This is a genomic window from Lentilactobacillus hilgardii DSM 20176 = ATCC 8290 (genome assembly GCF_000159315.1).
Lineage (GTDB): Bacteria > Bacillota > Bacilli > Lactobacillales > Lactobacillaceae > Lentilactobacillus > Lentilactobacillus hilgardii.
Map to the genome: position 1 here is coordinate 618,769 of NZ_GG669992.1, position 14,863 is coordinate 633,631.

The window sequence follows — 14,863 nt, forward strand, 5'->3', positions numbered from 1 at the left end:
TTATATGGAGTGGTGCTGCTTTGAGGGGCAGTCCTAATAAGTGTGCGGAACAAAGCGGTTAGCATTCGGAGTGTAAGGCGTTCATTTTAGAAATCCTGATTTTGGATTTTTGAAATGAATCTCTTACATGCAGAATGCTGCTTTGAGGAGCAGTCCTAACAAGTGTGTGGAACAGAGCGCCTAATGTTCGGAGTGTAAATGGTACCTAATCCGACTTTTTTTCGGGTAATTGCAAGGGTCGTGGTCCGATATTTGTTGTAAAGGCCACGTTAGTATGGGTATTACCGAATTCTTTTAATGATGCGTTGAATCGATTAAGCTCGATCATTGTTTTATAAAAGACCTTTAACTGAACGGACGCATCTCCGGTGATAAAGTTACATTCAACAACGTTGGGAACTTTTGAAATGAACTTAACGAATTTGGGTAGTTCCTTATAACTTACATCAATTCGAACGAAAGCATTTATTAAGTATCCCAACTTTTCGTAGTTAACGGTAGCGGTGTAGCCGGTGATAAAACCGTGGTTTTCTAAATTTTGCAGTCGAACAGAGGCGGAAGGGGCAGAGATAAAACATTTTTCAGCAATACTTTTTATTGAGACCCGGCCATCCTGCTGGACGATATTAAGAATTTTTCGATCAAGTTTGTCCATTGAATTGTGTCTCTTTTCTGAATTTATGTGGAAATTCTTTCCTTATATTATCATTCTAATCGGTACTTTGACGAGTTGAGATAAAAGGCTTTAAGGCAAATTAAATAAAAAAGCTCATGAAAGGGCTTGCAATTTTGCTTGCAATTTTTTATAATAAGTTTTGTAAGTTGGTTGGGCGAACAAACTAATTAAAGATGAACAAAATTGGAGGACTTCTTTATGGCTTATTGGAATGTTGATAAAATCAAGTATGTTGGTACTAAAGATAAAAAATCTGGTTTAGGTTTTCAGTATTATAATCCAGATGAAATGATCGGCGGCAAGAAAATGCGTGACTGGTTGCGTTTTGCCGTTGCATATTGGCACACATTCGACCAACGTTTGGTTGACCCGTTTGGTGATGGAACCGCTATTCGTCCTTATGACAAGTATACTGATCCAATGGATTTGGCTTTAGCTAAGGTTGATGCCGCATTTGAATTTTATGATAAATTAGGCGTCGATTTTCTTTGCTTCCATGATCGTGACCTTGCACCAGAAGGCGACACGCTTCGTGAAACCAACAAGAATTTGGATAAAGTTGTTGATAAGATCGTTGATTATCAAAAGACTTCCGGTATGAAAGTTCTTTGGAATACATCGAACCTATTCACCAATCCTCGATTTGTAGAAGGTGCCGGAACTTCTCCATACGCTGATATTTTTGCTTATTCAGCTGCTCAATTAAAGCACAGTCTGGAGATCGGTAAGCTGGTTGGCTCTGAAAACTATGTTTTCTGGGGCGGTCGTGAAGGTTACGAATCACTCTGGAATACTGATATGAAGCGTGAACAGGAACATGCTGCCAAACTATTCCACATGGCCAAAGATTATGCTAATGAAATTGGTTTCGATGCTCAAATGCTTCTTGAACCAAAGCCAAAGGAACCAACAACTCACCAATACGACTTCGATGCCGCAACCACAATTGCCTTCATGAAAGAATACGGATTGGATAAAGACTTCAAGCTTAACTTGGAAGGGAACCATGCCAACTTGGCCGGTCATACTTATCAACATGAAATCCGTGTTGCTCGTGAAGCAGGTTTGCTTGGATCATTGGACGCCAACCAAGGTGACAAGTTAATTGGATGGGACATTGATGAATATCCTTCAAATCTTTATGAAACAACTGCTGCTATGACAGAGGTTGTTGAGAATGGTAGCATCGGCCCTCGTGGTGGTTTAAACTTTGATGCCAAACCACGTCGTTCATCATTTGAACCAAATGATTTGTTCTATGGCCACATTGTTGGTATGGATAGCTTTGCTGCCGGCTTAAGAGTTGCCGTTGCTATGAAGGAAGATGGCGTTCTTGATAATATCGTTAAGAACCGTTACAGTTCATTTGATTCAGGTATCGGTGCCGAAGTTGAAAGTGGCAAAGCAACCATGAAAGAACTTGAAGACTACTCACTCGACAAGACACAAAAACAATTGCGTGACGTAACTCACTCTGATCATCTTGAAGAGATTAAGGACACAATCAACCATTATATTATTCAAACATTAAAATAGTGTGCGGAGTCCGCCTGGGATAGGGCGGAGTACAAAGCAAGCGGTAGAAAATTCCCGTTTCTGGAATTTTGTGGTAATTATTTTGTATGTAGGCTTGTGGCTGACGGAGCAGTCCTAAAGTAGTGTGCGGAACAAAGCGGTTAGCATCCGGAGCATAAGGCGTCAAATTGGGAAATCCCGACCTTGGATTTTTCAATTTGATCCCTTATGAGGAGTGATGCTGCTTTGAGGAGCAGTCCTAAAATAGTGTGCGGAACAAAGCAATTAGCACCGCCAAATAATATTAAATGAAGCATTATTTGTTACCCCCAGAGAAACAAATTGCAAGATAGATAACATATAATAAAGAGGAATGGAACTCACCTTCCATTCTTTTTTTGAAGAAGAGGAGGAGTTATTATGACTAAGTGCGTCTTAGGCGTTGACCTGGGAACCAGTGCGGTTAAGGTCTCCGCTGTTACCAAAGATGGTAACATCATCGCTCAGGAAGAGATGGGTTTCCCGTTGCGCCAACCGAAACCGGGATATGCAGAACAGGATCCCGAAGATTGGGTAAGTGCAACGACGGTAGCGATTGTTCGACTTATTTTAACTGATAAATTAAAACCTGAAGAAATCAAAGGGATTAGTTATTCTGGTCAAATGCACGGATTGGTTCTTTTGGATAAAGACAACCAAGTTTTGCGACCGGCAATGCTTTGGAATGATACCCGTTCGACCAAGCAGCGTGAAGAAATCATGGCAAAAATGGGTGATCGCTTTATTGAAATTACTCATAATCAACCATTGGAAGGATTCACCTTGCCAAAGCTATTATGGGTAAAGGAAAATCAACCGGAAATTTTCGCAAAAGCAAGAACAATGTTGCTTCCCAAGGACTATGTGCGTTTTCGAATGACCGGGAACTTAGCCATTGATTATTCTGATGCAACGGGAACAGTGATGCTGGACGTTGAAAAACAGCAGTGGAGTCAGGAAATCCTTGATGCCTTTGATATTCCAGTGAGCCTGTGCCCACCATTGGTTCGTTCAATTGATGATACAGGGGACATTGATGATTGGTATGCTGAATATTCTGGACTGTCTACAGATACCAAAACTTTCGGTGGTGGTGCCGATAATGCCTGTGGTGCCGTTGGTGCCGGCATTGATAGTCCAACCAAAGTGTTGTCCAGTATTGGAACATCCGGCGTGATTTTAAAATACGAACCAAATAAAGAAACCAACTATAATGGTGTTTTGCAATATGAGGACCACGCCATTCCAGATGCTTTTTACTCGATGGGTGTGACACTCGCTGCGGGCTTTTCATTAAGCTGGTTCAAAAAGACGTTTGCAGATGACGAGGATTTTACGTCAGTTGTTGAAAGTGCTGCTAAATCAACCGCTGGCGCAAATGGGTTATTATTTGCACCTTATATCGTTGGTGAACGGGCGCCGTATGCAGATGCCGATATTCGGGGAAGCTTTATTGGTATTGATGGTATTCATAAACGATATGATTTCGTTCGAGCGGTCTTGGAAGGCATCATTTTTTCGTTCAGAGATTTAATGGATGAATATGAGGCTAAGGGAAGTCAGTTTGATACGGTTGTTTCCATCGGTGGTGGTGCAAAAAGTCCTCTTTGGCAACAAATTCAAGCTAACATTTTTAATACTCGGGTTGTTTCTTTGAAGAATGAGCAGGGACCCGGCCTTGGCGCTTCAATGTTGGCAGCTGTTGGTCTGGGTTGGTTCAAGAGCATTTCCGAGTGCACTAAAGTTTTTGTACAATTCAAAGATGTTTTCCTGCCTGAGCCCAAAAATGTGAAGAAGTATCAGCAATTGCATGAGATTTATAAAAAGGTTTATCCAAGTACTAAAGAAATTACGCATGAATTAGTTGATTATCGACGAAAAAACCAAGAGAAATAGTGGATTTACTGAAGTAACCGTTAGCATTTTGGACGGTTATTTTTTTGTATAAAGGCCTACACTCCGAACATTAAGCGCTTTGCTGCGCATGTTAGGACTGCTCCTCAAAGCAGCACCGCTCCTTATAAGAGATCGATTTGAAAAATCCAAGCCCAGGATTTCCCAAATCGACGTCTTATACTCCGGGTGCTAACCGCTTTGCTGCGTACACTCTAAAATTAAAATTGCAACATACAACTATTCTCGCTATAATATTTCTTGTGCAATTAATTCGAATACGATAAATAGTTAGGATCTTGATAAAAAATTATGGCAAAATCAAAAACACCACAATGGAAGAAAAATTTATGGGCACTCTGGTTCGGCAACTTTGCGACAGGTGCTGGAGCTAGTATGGCGCTACCATTTTTACCGCTGTTTATTTCAGAATTCGGTAATTTTCCAAAATGGGAATTAACGTTATATTCAGGACTGGCCTTTTCGAGTGTGTTCTTAAGCCAAGCGATTGTCTCGCCAATGTGGGGGAATTTGGCTGATCGAACCGGACGTAAACCAATGCTGCTGCGAGCATCCATTGGAATGACCGTTAGTGCCACACTTTGTGGGCTGGCTCCTAATGTTTGGACATTAATATTAATTCGGTTTATCCAGGGAACTTTTTCCGGGTACATCAATAATGCCTATGCACTGATGGCCAGTGAGGTACCTCAGGAAGAAAGCGGCCATACAATGGGAACGCTGACGACCGGAAATGTTGGTGGTAATTTAATCGGTCCGATTATCGGCGGTTACCTATCCGGTATGTTTGGTTATCGATTGCCTTTCTATATTTTCGGTTTTATGATGTTCTTGGCTGCTGTTTCAACGTGGCTGTTCGTTAAGGAAGATTTCAAACCGATCAAAAAAAGTGCCAAACTGGGGATCAAGGATGCTTTTGCCGGTATTCAAAAAAAGTGGGTTGTTTCCGCAATGATCGTGTCCTCAATGCTGATTATGGCTGCAACCATGTCGATTAATCCGATTATTAGTTTGTTTGTTAGGGAATTGATGCATGGTCATGGAAACGTGGCGTTTATCAGTGGCGTTGTTGCGGCCCTTCCGGGAATCGCTACAATTTTGACGGCACCAACCCTTGGGAAACTCGGTGATCATATCGGTCCCGAGAAAATTCTTCTTGCTGGGCTCATTTTTTCAGCAGTCGTCTTTTTCCCGATGACGTTTGTGACAACTGTGCTAATGTTGGGAATTTTACGGTTCTTAATCGGAATTGCCAATGCAGCGTTGATGCCGATTACTCAAACTGTGATGACATTGGAAACACCTGCCAGTTCTGTTAGTCGAATTTTTAGTTATAATCAATCGGCCCAAGCAGTGGGAGCGGTTATCGGACCAATGATGGCATCAGGTGTTGCGGGAATATTGGATTATCGATATGTTTTCTTAATGACGACATTGCTCGTGCTGATTAATCTCGGAGTTGTCTTGATTGCTTATCGAAAAGATCGGGGTAAGCGGATTGCACCGATAGATTAGTATGGTTGTTTTGAACAAATTAATAACATTAAAAATAAGTTGAGATTTATGCAAAAGAAGATATTGCGTGAATCTCAACTTTTTATACCTGAAAAAGTGAAATCTTTAATTTTTCTTAACAACTTAAGTAAAAACAATCCTTATCCGAATGGTGTCGTTTTCATGAAAACGTTACCTGAAAAAAGGGCTCAAAAGCTATAGCCGGTCTTGAAAAATGGTTGTATAATCGTTTCAAAATTAGGCATTAAGGTAATTGTTCTTATGAAAGTTAAATAGCATATTTTCATAAGTTGATTATCTTAGGCTGAAATTTACTTATCTTACATACGGATTCGTCAGTTGATTTAAGAGAGCAATTGATTGAGAAGGGTACTGGAGGCATATACATATGACACTATTTTTGAAGATTACAGATTTCCTGTTGCTATACTTGTTAATTGCATTGTGGGTTGGCGATTTCTTTTCCATGAAAATGCAGGGGAAGTCATCCGAATATGTTTCAAAGTTATTGAGAAACGATGCCGGTCGATTAAAAATCGCAATCAAGGACCCGGTACATATGTCTGCACAAACCCAAGCGTTTATTTCAAAAAAACTTGTGTCGATTAATCGTTGGTTCTGGTTGGCAAATAAAAACGTCATGATGATCTTGATACTTGGCCTTCAACAGTGGCTTGTGATCACGGCCAAACAAAATTGGGGACTCGTTGTGATCGAGTTGGTCATGCTGGTTATTTGCGGGGTTATTTTAGCTGCAGATTTACGGGTTAATCATGTTCGAGTAGAGCTTGAGAAGGAACTTAAACCATATGAGGATCGTCTTTGGTTTGAATATCAACTTCGAAGTTAATTAGAAAAAAACGTTAAGCGGATAACTGCGAAAGTGCAGTTGTCCGCCTTTTTGTCTGTTACAAATTTGTAGGCATAATCTTACACGTTTATTGTAGATGGCTGTATACTTTTCGCAAATAGTCAAACAGAATTTTAAGTTAACGCATTGGGGGATGCCGCTAAGGATGGTTTGGTTTTGATCAATTGAACCATAGAAGTCAGAATTGGAGGGATTGAAATGACCTATTTTTTGAAATTAACTGATTTTTTTCTGATCTATATGTTGATTGCGCTTTGGGTCGGTGACTTTTTCTCCATGAGAAGAGTCGGCAAATCATCTGCTTATGTCTCGGAATTATTAAAGAAGAACGCAAGGGGACTTCAAATTGCCCTTAAGGAACCTGCCAATCTCACAACTGATCTGCAAAACTTGGTGACTAAAAAGGTTCGTGCTATTCATCGCTGGTACTGGTTGGCCAACAAGACACTGGCAATGATCGGTATTTTAGCTTTACAACAATGGTTGGTCATGACGGCTAAGCAAAATTGGGGATTAGTTGTGATTGAAGTTGCGATGCTCGTAATTTGTGGTGCTATTTTAGCCGCGGATTTTCGGGTTAATATCATTAGGGTGCAGCTGGAAAAGGCTTTAAAACCTTATGAAGATCGTCTTTGGTTTGAATACAAGCTCAGAAGTTAATCAATTAAAAGTCGGGTTGAGGCGGCTTAGCTTCAATCCGATTTTTAATAAATTGTGACATAATGGGTTATGGCAGATAAAAGAGAAGGTGTGACAATGTGTGGACGATATTATTTTGATGTTTTAAAATCAAAGCGGCTTCAAAAGCTGGTTAACCTTTTGGAAAAAGCCGGAATTAACGTGAAGACCGGTGAAGTCTTTCCAAACGACGTGACGGCTGTTATTAATGCCAGTCATCAGAAAACACAACTTTCCGGTATTAAATGGGGACTTGATGGCTTTCGGGAAAATCAGTTGATTATTAATGCCCGTGCCGAGTCCGTCACCGATAAAAAGATGTTTCGAACACCGTTTTTAACAAATCGTTGTTTGTTTCCGATGTCCGGCTTTTACGAATGGAGTCGGGCAAAGGATAAGTTCTACTTTACGTACCCTGATGATCAGTTGATATTTGTCGGTGGCTTTATTCGAAATGAACAGGATGGCCCGCGTTCAATCATTATGACAACTGAACCTAATCAAAATGTGAGCCCGATCCATAATCGGATGCCGGTGTTAATTGGTGAAAAAGACATTAAACAATGGTTGTTTGATAACGACTTCGCTCGAGGATTGATTCAGCATCGGATGCTGGCATTGAGTGTGACAAAGGTTCCAAAATAATTTAGATCATTAATAATTTGTCATTAAATGACAAAAGGTGATACGTAAAAGTAGATCAGTTTTTTTGTTAAATAAAAATGCCAATTAATTTCAAAAAGGTTAAGATTATCACAATAAAACGTCAGTTCGATTAAATCCAGACGTAAAATTAACGCTTTGCCCTTGAATGGTGTTACATTGAAGTTGCGGTAAAAGAACCGCATAGATCATATATGGGGGCATATATAAATATGAAATTTGATACGAAAAAGTCATTGTATGTTGGGTTGGCAGCATTGTCTTTAGTTGCTGCAACTGGATTTGCGACAACAAATGCGAGTGCCAAGACTTACGCAACTGTGGCTTCTAATTCTACGTTAACAAGTGATCCAACTACTCGAAACGTGATAACTAATGGGACAAATGCTTTGTACACCAAGGCAGGAACGCTTCGTGGCGCCCGAGTTATCGCTGGAAAAGGGACCTTGTCACAGTATGGCAGTTCAAATAGTTCCCAACAATATTTCCGGGCATATCGAGTGGCAACCACTAATAGAGGATCCGTTTACTATAAAGTTGTTTCTTTTAATGGCAGCCTTCGTGGTTGGATCTACGGTGGTAAAACAACGTCGTCATTTGGCGGTGGTATTTCATCGACTAATACGATGACCCAAGCCAGCATGCCATCCGTTACAAAGGGATACACGTTAGCTAACGCTGCTAAAAATTCACTTTGGGTTAATCCAAAATGGAGTCAATATAAGGCACAACCAGCTGATATGAGTGGCTACAAGAGCGGTGATACCTTTACAGTTACGGGTGCCGCTACTAAGACCCGTGAAGGATGGTTGTATTATCAAGTAACTGATGACAACAATTCCGCTGTTACGGGTTGGGTATTTGCCGGTGGTTTGAATGCACCAACAAGTAAACCGTCAACGCCAACCACGCCGTCGACACCAACGACAACGCCAACCAAAGATAACAGTATTCAAATTGTTTATCTGAATGCATCCGGTCAACAGGTGGGTCAAACCTATAACTGGATTATTCAGAACAGTGATTTGAAGAGTGGCGCCAAATTGGCAAATGGGGCAAAGTTGGGTGATATTTTAAACAACTCATCTGAATTAACGGATGTTGCCAATAAAAATATTCCAACCGGTTACACGCTCAGCAAGAGTCAACCTAATAATCCGGTTGCCAATGTGACGGTCGGCAGTAACTACACCGTTTACGTTGATCAAGTTGCTCATAACTACACCTCACAATTGAGTTATTATGATTCGGACAGTAATCAACCGATTTCGAGTTCCGCACTGGTTGAGGGCATTTATCCTGTATTCAACGATACTGATAAAGCTGTCTTTACGAGTGCAACCCAGGGCACAATTCCAGCAACGGTATTTGATAATGATATCTTTAAGGGTGGCAACTTGGCTTCCTTGACGGGAAATCCGGTTCTTATTAATGGACGATATCAAACACCTTCATGGAAATTTGATGCAACCAAGACAAAGCAGGAAAATGCGAATGCGCCAAGTATGGAGATACTGTTAAGCTCTTCTATAAAGCAAATCCGCTTGCTTAATAGCTATTAAAAAGTAATCAAAAAAAACGGCTTCCATTTTTGGAAGCCGTTTTTAGTCGCTTAAATGACGTTATTTAGACAGCCTTTGCGACAAATAGTTGTGAATAAAAGTCCTTGGACTCCTTGCCATCTGCCAGAATGGTTGGGACAAAGTAGCCGGCATTCATTAATTCATCACCATAATATGTTTCTGCATCATCATTGATTTGATACTGCTGATTTGGATCCAAGCCCTTGAAATAGAATCTGGTATATGGTGCGTTTGGATGGTTTAGCAGTTGATAACGGGCCGCAATTGCTTGTTTTCGGTCATCACTGACAACTTGCCAGCTAATAACGTTACCACTTCCAACAAATGGACTGTCAATTCGATAGAACTTTCCGAATTGGAAGAGGTGACGATATTGTTTATAAAAGGCAACTTGGTCTTTAATTTGGTCAAGTTCCTCCGGTGCCATTTTTGTAATATCGAGTTCATAACCAAAGTCACCGAAGAAAGCAACGGCACCTCTGGTTTTTAGAGAGGTTATTCGACCCATTTGATCGTTTGGCACAGCTGAAACGTGGGTACCCATCATAGATTGTGGGTAGCCATAGGAAGTCCCGAATTGGATAAGCATTCGTTCTGCTGCATCGGTATCGTCACTGGTCCATGCTTGAGGTGCGTAATACATAAGACCGAGATCGAAACGACCGCCACCTGAAGCACAGGATTCAAACAACACATTTGGATAAGCCTTTGTCAGGCGATCATATAATTGATAGACCCCGAGAATATAGCGATGCGGCATCTCTAATTGCTGGTCACTGGTTAATTCCGAGCTGAACATTTCAGTAATATGGCGGTTCATATCCCATTTGATGTAGTCCAGATTGGCTGATTCAATCATGTGACTCATTAAATCATACAGATAATCAATCACTTCCGGACGAGTCATGTCAAGCACGAATTGATGTCGACCGGGAGTTGGTGTCGATTTGGGATCATGGATCATCCATTCGGGATGTTTTTGATAAAGGTCACTGTCGATGGAAATCATTTCCGGTTCAAACCACAGACCGAATTTCATACCAAGATCATGAACCTGTTGGCTGAAATGTTCGATACCGTTTGGAAACTTCTTCTTATCAACGAACCAATCACCCAGGGAAGTGGTGTCGTCATCCCGATGACCGAACCAACCATCATCGAGCACGAACATTTCAATGCCGAGTTGATGAGCCTGGTTAACAATTGTCATAAGTTTGGCTTCGTTAAAGTCAAAATAGGTAGCTTCCCAATTATTAATTAGAATTGGCCGATCTTCATGCGTGAACCTGGGATTAACCAAATGCTGACTGTAGAAATCCGCCATTTGTTGGGAAAGTTGGTTCATGCCTTCGGTTGTATAACTTAGAATTGCTTCCGGTGTCTGAAACGATGTTTGGGGAGCAAGGTTCCAACCAAACTCGTCCGGATTGATACCGGTTAGGATCCGGCTGGTATCATATTGATCAACTTCGACCGAGTCTAAGAAATTGCCGGAGTAAACAAGGTTGAAACCAAAAACGTCGCCTTGTTCATCAGTGGTCTGTGGACGTGCCAGCATCATAAATGGATTTTGTTGATGACTTGATGACGTACGAAGGCTGCTGATACTCTGAATGCCGGGTCTTAATTGGTTACGATACAAGTGACGCTCACGAGCCCAAGTGCCGGAAAATTGAATGAGGTCATAATTTGAATCCGGTAAATCAAGTTGTGAACTGAGTGCCCGGTTTAAGACCAGTTTTTCTGAACTCGGGTTGGTAAATTTGGCACTTTTGACGATGACGTCTTGGTGAGGGAAAATACTGTAATTAAGCTCGAGCGTTAATCCGGTAATTTGATCTTTAAAAGAGAGGACCAACGTTTGGGCATCGTCGTTTGCATCATCGAAAGTTGATGGCAGATCTGCCAACCGGCTTTTACCATTCAGGAGTTGGTAATGGTCATAGGTTAGTTCGGTGATTCTGCTCCCGTTTTCTTGGGTGACCTGAAAGGCGGGGTAACGGAAATCCCCTTTGCCCAAGCTGGCATATTCAGACTTGATTGCGGGCGGTTGAAAATTGGGATCTTCTTCACTTAATGACGGGTTATCGTCTCGCCATTCTCTTGAAGTGAGATTCTTATAATTAGGTTGAACGTGGATTTTTTGACCATAATAAATTTGGCCGGCTTCACCGTTTTCCATAATCCGGAAAATGTAGCTGGTATGGTCGGTTTGAAGATGAAAGACAAGATTTGCTTCGTTAACATTGATTGTCATAGGAGCCATCCTTTCAAAATAAATGATGCGGTTTAGCGATCATATTGTATGCCACATCAATTTAGTGATTTTGTTTACATTATATAAAGTAACCGTTTTCACAAATAAATACAACTCTTAATCCCCTTTTTTAATGCGGTACTCAGAATAATCTGAAATGCCAATTTCTAGCGTTTTTATAGTTTAAGTTCCATAATGTAACTACTTAATACAACATGAGGAGGCATTACAATGTCAATTCTAACTGAAACGTATCAACTGAATAATGGGAATGAAATTCCTAAAGTCGGTTTTGGTACCTGGCAAATTCCAGATGGCAAACCAACTTACGATGCAGTAACGGCTGCTTTGAAGGCAGGCTACCGTCATATCGATACGGCTAAAGCATATCGGAATGAAGAAAGTGTTGGCCAAGCAATCTTTGATTCGGACGTTGACCGGGAAAACGTCTTTGTTACGTCTAAATTGCCGGCAGAAACCAAAACCTATGATGGGGTTATTAAAGACTTCAAATCAACAATGAAAGCACTGGATTTTTCCTATTTGGATTTGTATCTGGTTCATGCACCATGGCCATGGGGCCAACGTGGCTCAACAGAATATGATGAAGCCAATCGTGAAGTTTGGCAGGCGATGCAGGATATTTATAATAGTGGTGAAGCAAAGGCAATTGGTGTGTCGAATTTCAATGTTCATGATTTAAAGAATATTTTGGATATGGCAGACGTCAAACCAGCCGTTAACCAGATCCGTTACTTTGCCGGGTATACAGAACCACAGATCACTAAATTTACCAAAGATAATGGGATCTTGGTTGAAGCATATTCACCGTTAGCAACCGGTGCATTATTTGAGAATCAGGATATTCAACAGATGGCAAATAAGTATGGTGTTAGCATTGCACAGTTGGCGATCAAGTTCGTGCTTCAAAACGATGTTCTACCATTACCCAAAGCTGTCAATGAAGAACACATTAAAAACAATACCCAGCTTGATTTTGAAATCAGCCCGGATGATATGGAGCTGTTGGATGATTTGAGTGGAAGTGACTTCGGATAGAGTCAGAGTGCGGAGCCAACTTGGGATAAGCTGGAGTGTAAGGGCACTTGCATTGAATTCCTGAATTCGGAATTTAATGCAAGTGTCTTTACATGCAAGCTTATGGTTGGCGGAGCACGTTTCGGCTTGGTAGCAGTGATAATGAATATTCCTGTTTTTGGAATGTTTGCTGTGGCGACTTATATGGCCGGGGTCTGCTTTTCTTTTGCACGTTTCGGCTCGGTAGCAGTGGAGAATTCCTGCAACTAAGTAGTCTTCACAAGCTTTGCGAATGCCGATATGAGTCAATCCGTCTGGTTCTCAGAAGCAAGCCATTAATCCCATCATCTAAATAATCCCTTAAGTTGGCAACTTCGTCGTGGAGATTTAAATGACTATCGGGGCGTAAGAAACGTTTCAATTCAGACAATAAAGTACGACTTAATAATTCCTGTAGAAAAGAGCAGTAGTCAGTATTAATTGGCAGCTGCTCTTTTTTGCTGAGATCAATAAAGATGTTGCCGACCATTTGGCGAATGTGATTTGTAATGACCTTTTCAGGTGCATTCTGTTCATCAATTTCAATGACTTTTTGGTAAAATTCACGATTTTCTTCAAAATAAGTCATCATTTTCAGAAGTGTTTGCGGCCAGTAGCGATAAGTATTGCAGTATTTTACCGCTTCATTGATTTCAACAGTATAAATCCAATCAAGGACGTCATATTTATCGTGGAAATAGTCATAGAATGTTTGGCGACGTAATTGAGCGGCTTCCATAATACTGGTGACCGAAATATGATCGAACGGTTGTGATACCACTAAATGTTTAGTTGCGTTGGCAATCTTAAGTTTTGTTTGTGAAATCATTTAAAGGCCCCTTTAAAATTTTGAGTGATCCTGCGGACAGTTAGCCCCAATTGTCCGTTTTCTTTAAGTTGATTCCTTCTTATCATAGTATATGTAGAAGCAATAAGGGAGGAATGTTATTTATGGCAAAGATCTTGATTCTTGGCGCAAACGGTAAGATTGCCAAATTGGCTGAGAAAGAATTGTTGGAGAAAACGACTCATCAATTGACCCTGTTCTTGAGGAATGCCGATCGTTTGAAGTCGAGTGATGATAAACGCGAAATGGTTGTTGAAGGAGATACGACAGATACAAAATCTCTTGAAAAGGCGTTAAAGGGCATTGATATTGTGTATGCTAACTTAGCAGGTAAGAATATTGAGCAGCAGGCTAAATCGGTTGTAACTGCAATGAATACTGTCGGTGTCAAACGATTGATTTGGATTTCTACTTTGGGTATTTATGATGAAGTACCTGGTAACTTCGGTAAATGGAATCATCAAATGTTAGATGGCGGTTATTTGGAAACCTATGCAGCAGCCGCAAAAGTCATTGAGAATTCTGACTTGGATTATACACTTGTTCGGCCGGCTTGGTTATCCAACAAGGATATTGTCAGTTATGAAACAACCGAAAAGGGAGAACCATTTAAAGGAACCGAAGTTTCACGAAAAAGTATTGCAGACTTCGTTGTTCATCTCATTAATGAACCTGATAAAGAAAGCCGTCATTCTGTTGGAGTTAACCAGCCGAATACGGATGGAGACAAGCCATCGTTTTATTAAAATGACGGTCAATGCATTGGGAGTAGATGCATTGAGGCTTTAAGGGAATAGGCAAAAAATTATTTTTTCGGGTTTTAAATGGATTGTTAAAATAAAATTGATTTTGATTTGAACCGGAACCGACTTTTTTAGAATTCGAAAAGTTTAAACTTTGACTAACAACTTCGTATGCCAGAAGTGAAAGTACTGGTTAAATATCGCTTTATTTCGAAACTTAACTGTTTTTAAGGTTGAGTTAAGGTAAGCTCGTTATTCTTTAGATATTAAATATTCAGGGTGTTTAAGCAAATGATTTCTTCTGATAATACCCCTACTCCAAGCGAAAATGTATTTGAAGATGATGAACCCTTAATACCCCCGCTCTGAATATTTAGGGAAATGCAATGTACAGTTAGGATACCCGATACAATAACTCGCCCCAGATAATGACTAACACCAATACTTTCTAACGAATACACACTCTAGTTACATTTTCCCTCAGA

12 protein-coding genes are annotated in these 14,863 nt (G+C 40.6%); 9 read left to right on the forward strand and 3 right to left on the reverse strand.

The genetic code is table 11. The features are described from left to right. Positions 1-205 precede the first annotated feature (205 nt). Positions 206-655, reverse strand: a complete 450-nt coding sequence (locus tag HMPREF0519_RS02815; protein WP_003634444.1) for an Lrp/AsnC family transcriptional regulator — start codon at positions 653-655, stop codon at positions 206-208. A 219-nt stretch (positions 656-874) separates the two neighbouring features. On the opposite strand from HMPREF0519_RS02815, the gene xylA reads away from it, so the two are divergent. The 7 genes from xylA (at position 875) to HMPREF0519_RS02850 (ending at position 9,433) form a co-directional block, all read left to right on the forward strand. Then, positions 875-2,212, forward strand: a complete 1,338-nt coding sequence (gene xylA, locus HMPREF0519_RS02820; RefSeq protein WP_003634446.1) for a xylose isomerase — start codon at positions 875-877, stop codon at positions 2,210-2,212. A gap of 399 nt (positions 2,213-2,611) precedes the next feature. Beyond that, positions 2,612-4,126 carry a xylulokinase gene (gene xylB, locus HMPREF0519_RS02825; RefSeq protein WP_003634449.1) on the forward strand — a complete coding sequence of 505 codons (1,515 nt, stop codon included), beginning with the start codon at positions 2,612-2,614 and terminating at the stop codon, positions 4,124-4,126. Between the two features lie 309 nt (positions 4,127-4,435). Beyond that, complete coding sequence (locus tag HMPREF0519_RS02830) at positions 4,436-5,659, forward strand: MFS transporter (RefSeq protein ID WP_003634451.1); 1,224 nt, start codon at positions 4,436-4,438, stop codon at positions 5,657-5,659. A gap of 388 nt (positions 5,660-6,047) precedes the next feature. After that, positions 6,048-6,509, forward strand: coding sequence for a hypothetical protein (locus HMPREF0519_RS02835; RefSeq protein WP_003634453.1), 462 nt, complete (start codon positions 6,048-6,050; stop codon positions 6,507-6,509). Between the two features lie 219 nt (positions 6,510-6,728). Then, positions 6,729-7,190, forward strand: a complete 462-nt coding sequence (locus tag HMPREF0519_RS02840; protein WP_003634454.1) for a hypothetical protein — start codon at positions 6,729-6,731, stop codon at positions 7,188-7,190. 96 nt (positions 7,191-7,286) lie between these two features. Beyond that, entirely contained in the window at positions 7,287-7,853 is a 567-nt protein-coding gene (locus tag HMPREF0519_RS02845; RefSeq protein WP_233419306.1) for an SOS response-associated peptidase, read from the forward strand. A 230-nt stretch (positions 7,854-8,083) separates the two neighbouring features. Next, positions 8,084-9,433: an S-layer protein gene (locus HMPREF0519_RS02850; protein WP_225429111.1), complete on the forward strand. Its 1,350-nt coding sequence runs from the start codon at positions 8,084-8,086 to the stop codon at positions 9,431-9,433. Between the two features lie 64 nt (positions 9,434-9,497). Here HMPREF0519_RS02850 and HMPREF0519_RS02855 read toward each other — a convergent pair whose 3' ends face one another. Further along, the gene (locus HMPREF0519_RS02855) at positions 9,498-11,711 is read right to left on the reverse strand and encodes an alpha-galactosidase (protein ID WP_040472640.1); all 2,214 of its coding nucleotides are present in this window, start codon (positions 11,709-11,711) and stop codon (positions 9,498-9,500) included. Between the two features lie 231 nt (positions 11,712-11,942). Between HMPREF0519_RS02855 and HMPREF0519_RS02860 the strand changes: the two genes are divergently transcribed. Next, positions 11,943-12,770: an aldo/keto reductase gene (locus tag HMPREF0519_RS02860; protein WP_003557316.1), complete on the forward strand. Its 828-nt coding sequence runs from the start codon at positions 11,943-11,945 to the stop codon at positions 12,768-12,770. A 256-nt stretch (positions 12,771-13,026) separates the two neighbouring features. Here the strand turns inward: HMPREF0519_RS02860 and dhaS are convergent, their stop codons facing one another. Beyond that, a complete protein-coding gene (gene dhaS, locus HMPREF0519_RS02865; RefSeq protein ID WP_003551846.1) occupies positions 13,027-13,617 on the reverse strand; it encodes a dihydroxyacetone kinase transcriptional activator DhaS in 591 nt (196 codons plus the stop codon). 122 nt (positions 13,618-13,739) lie between these two features. Here dhaS and HMPREF0519_RS02870 point away from each other — a divergent pair, with 122 nt between their 5' ends. Beyond that, a complete protein-coding gene (locus HMPREF0519_RS02870; RefSeq protein ID WP_003634467.1) occupies positions 13,740-14,381 on the forward strand; it encodes an SDR family oxidoreductase in 642 nt (213 codons plus the stop codon). The last annotated feature ends 482 nt before the right edge of the window (positions 14,382-14,863 follow it).

What these genes read in the sequence shown, in the direction of transcription:
- dhaS (WP_003551846.1), bottom strand. Translation starts at nt 13,617, where the DNA reads ATGATTTCACAAACAAAACTTAAGATTGCCAACGCAACTAAACATTTA.
- HMPREF0519_RS02815 (WP_003634444.1), bottom strand. Translation starts at nt 655, where the DNA reads ATGGACAAACTTGATCGAAAAATTCTTAATATCGTCCAGCAGGATGGC.
- HMPREF0519_RS02840 (WP_003634454.1), top strand. Translation starts at nt 6,729, where the DNA reads ATGACCTATTTTTTGAAATTAACTGATTTTTTTCTGATCTATATGTTG.
- HMPREF0519_RS02855 (WP_040472640.1), bottom strand. Translation starts at nt 11,711, where the DNA reads ATGACAATCAATGTTAACGAAGCAAATCTTGTCTTTCATCTTCAAACC.
- xylB (WP_003634449.1), top strand. Translation starts at nt 2,612, where the DNA reads ATGACTAAGTGCGTCTTAGGCGTTGACCTGGGAACCAGTGCGGTTAAG.
- xylA (WP_003634446.1), top strand. Translation starts at nt 875, where the DNA reads ATGGCTTATTGGAATGTTGATAAAATCAAGTATGTTGGTACTAAAGAT.
- HMPREF0519_RS02835 (WP_003634453.1), top strand. Translation starts at nt 6,048, where the DNA reads ATGACACTATTTTTGAAGATTACAGATTTCCTGTTGCTATACTTGTTA.
- HMPREF0519_RS02850 (WP_225429111.1), top strand. Translation starts at nt 8,084, where the DNA reads ATGAAATTTGATACGAAAAAGTCATTGTATGTTGGGTTGGCAGCATTG.
- HMPREF0519_RS02845 (WP_233419306.1), top strand. Translation starts at nt 7,287, where the DNA reads ATGTGTGGACGATATTATTTTGATGTTTTAAAATCAAAGCGGCTTCAA.
- HMPREF0519_RS02830 (WP_003634451.1), top strand. Translation starts at nt 4,436, where the DNA reads ATGGCAAAATCAAAAACACCACAATGGAAGAAAAATTTATGGGCACTC.
- HMPREF0519_RS02860 (WP_003557316.1), top strand. Translation starts at nt 11,943, where the DNA reads ATGTCAATTCTAACTGAAACGTATCAACTGAATAATGGGAATGAAATT.
- HMPREF0519_RS02870 (WP_003634467.1), top strand. Translation starts at nt 13,740, where the DNA reads ATGGCAAAGATCTTGATTCTTGGCGCAAACGGTAAGATTGCCAAATTG.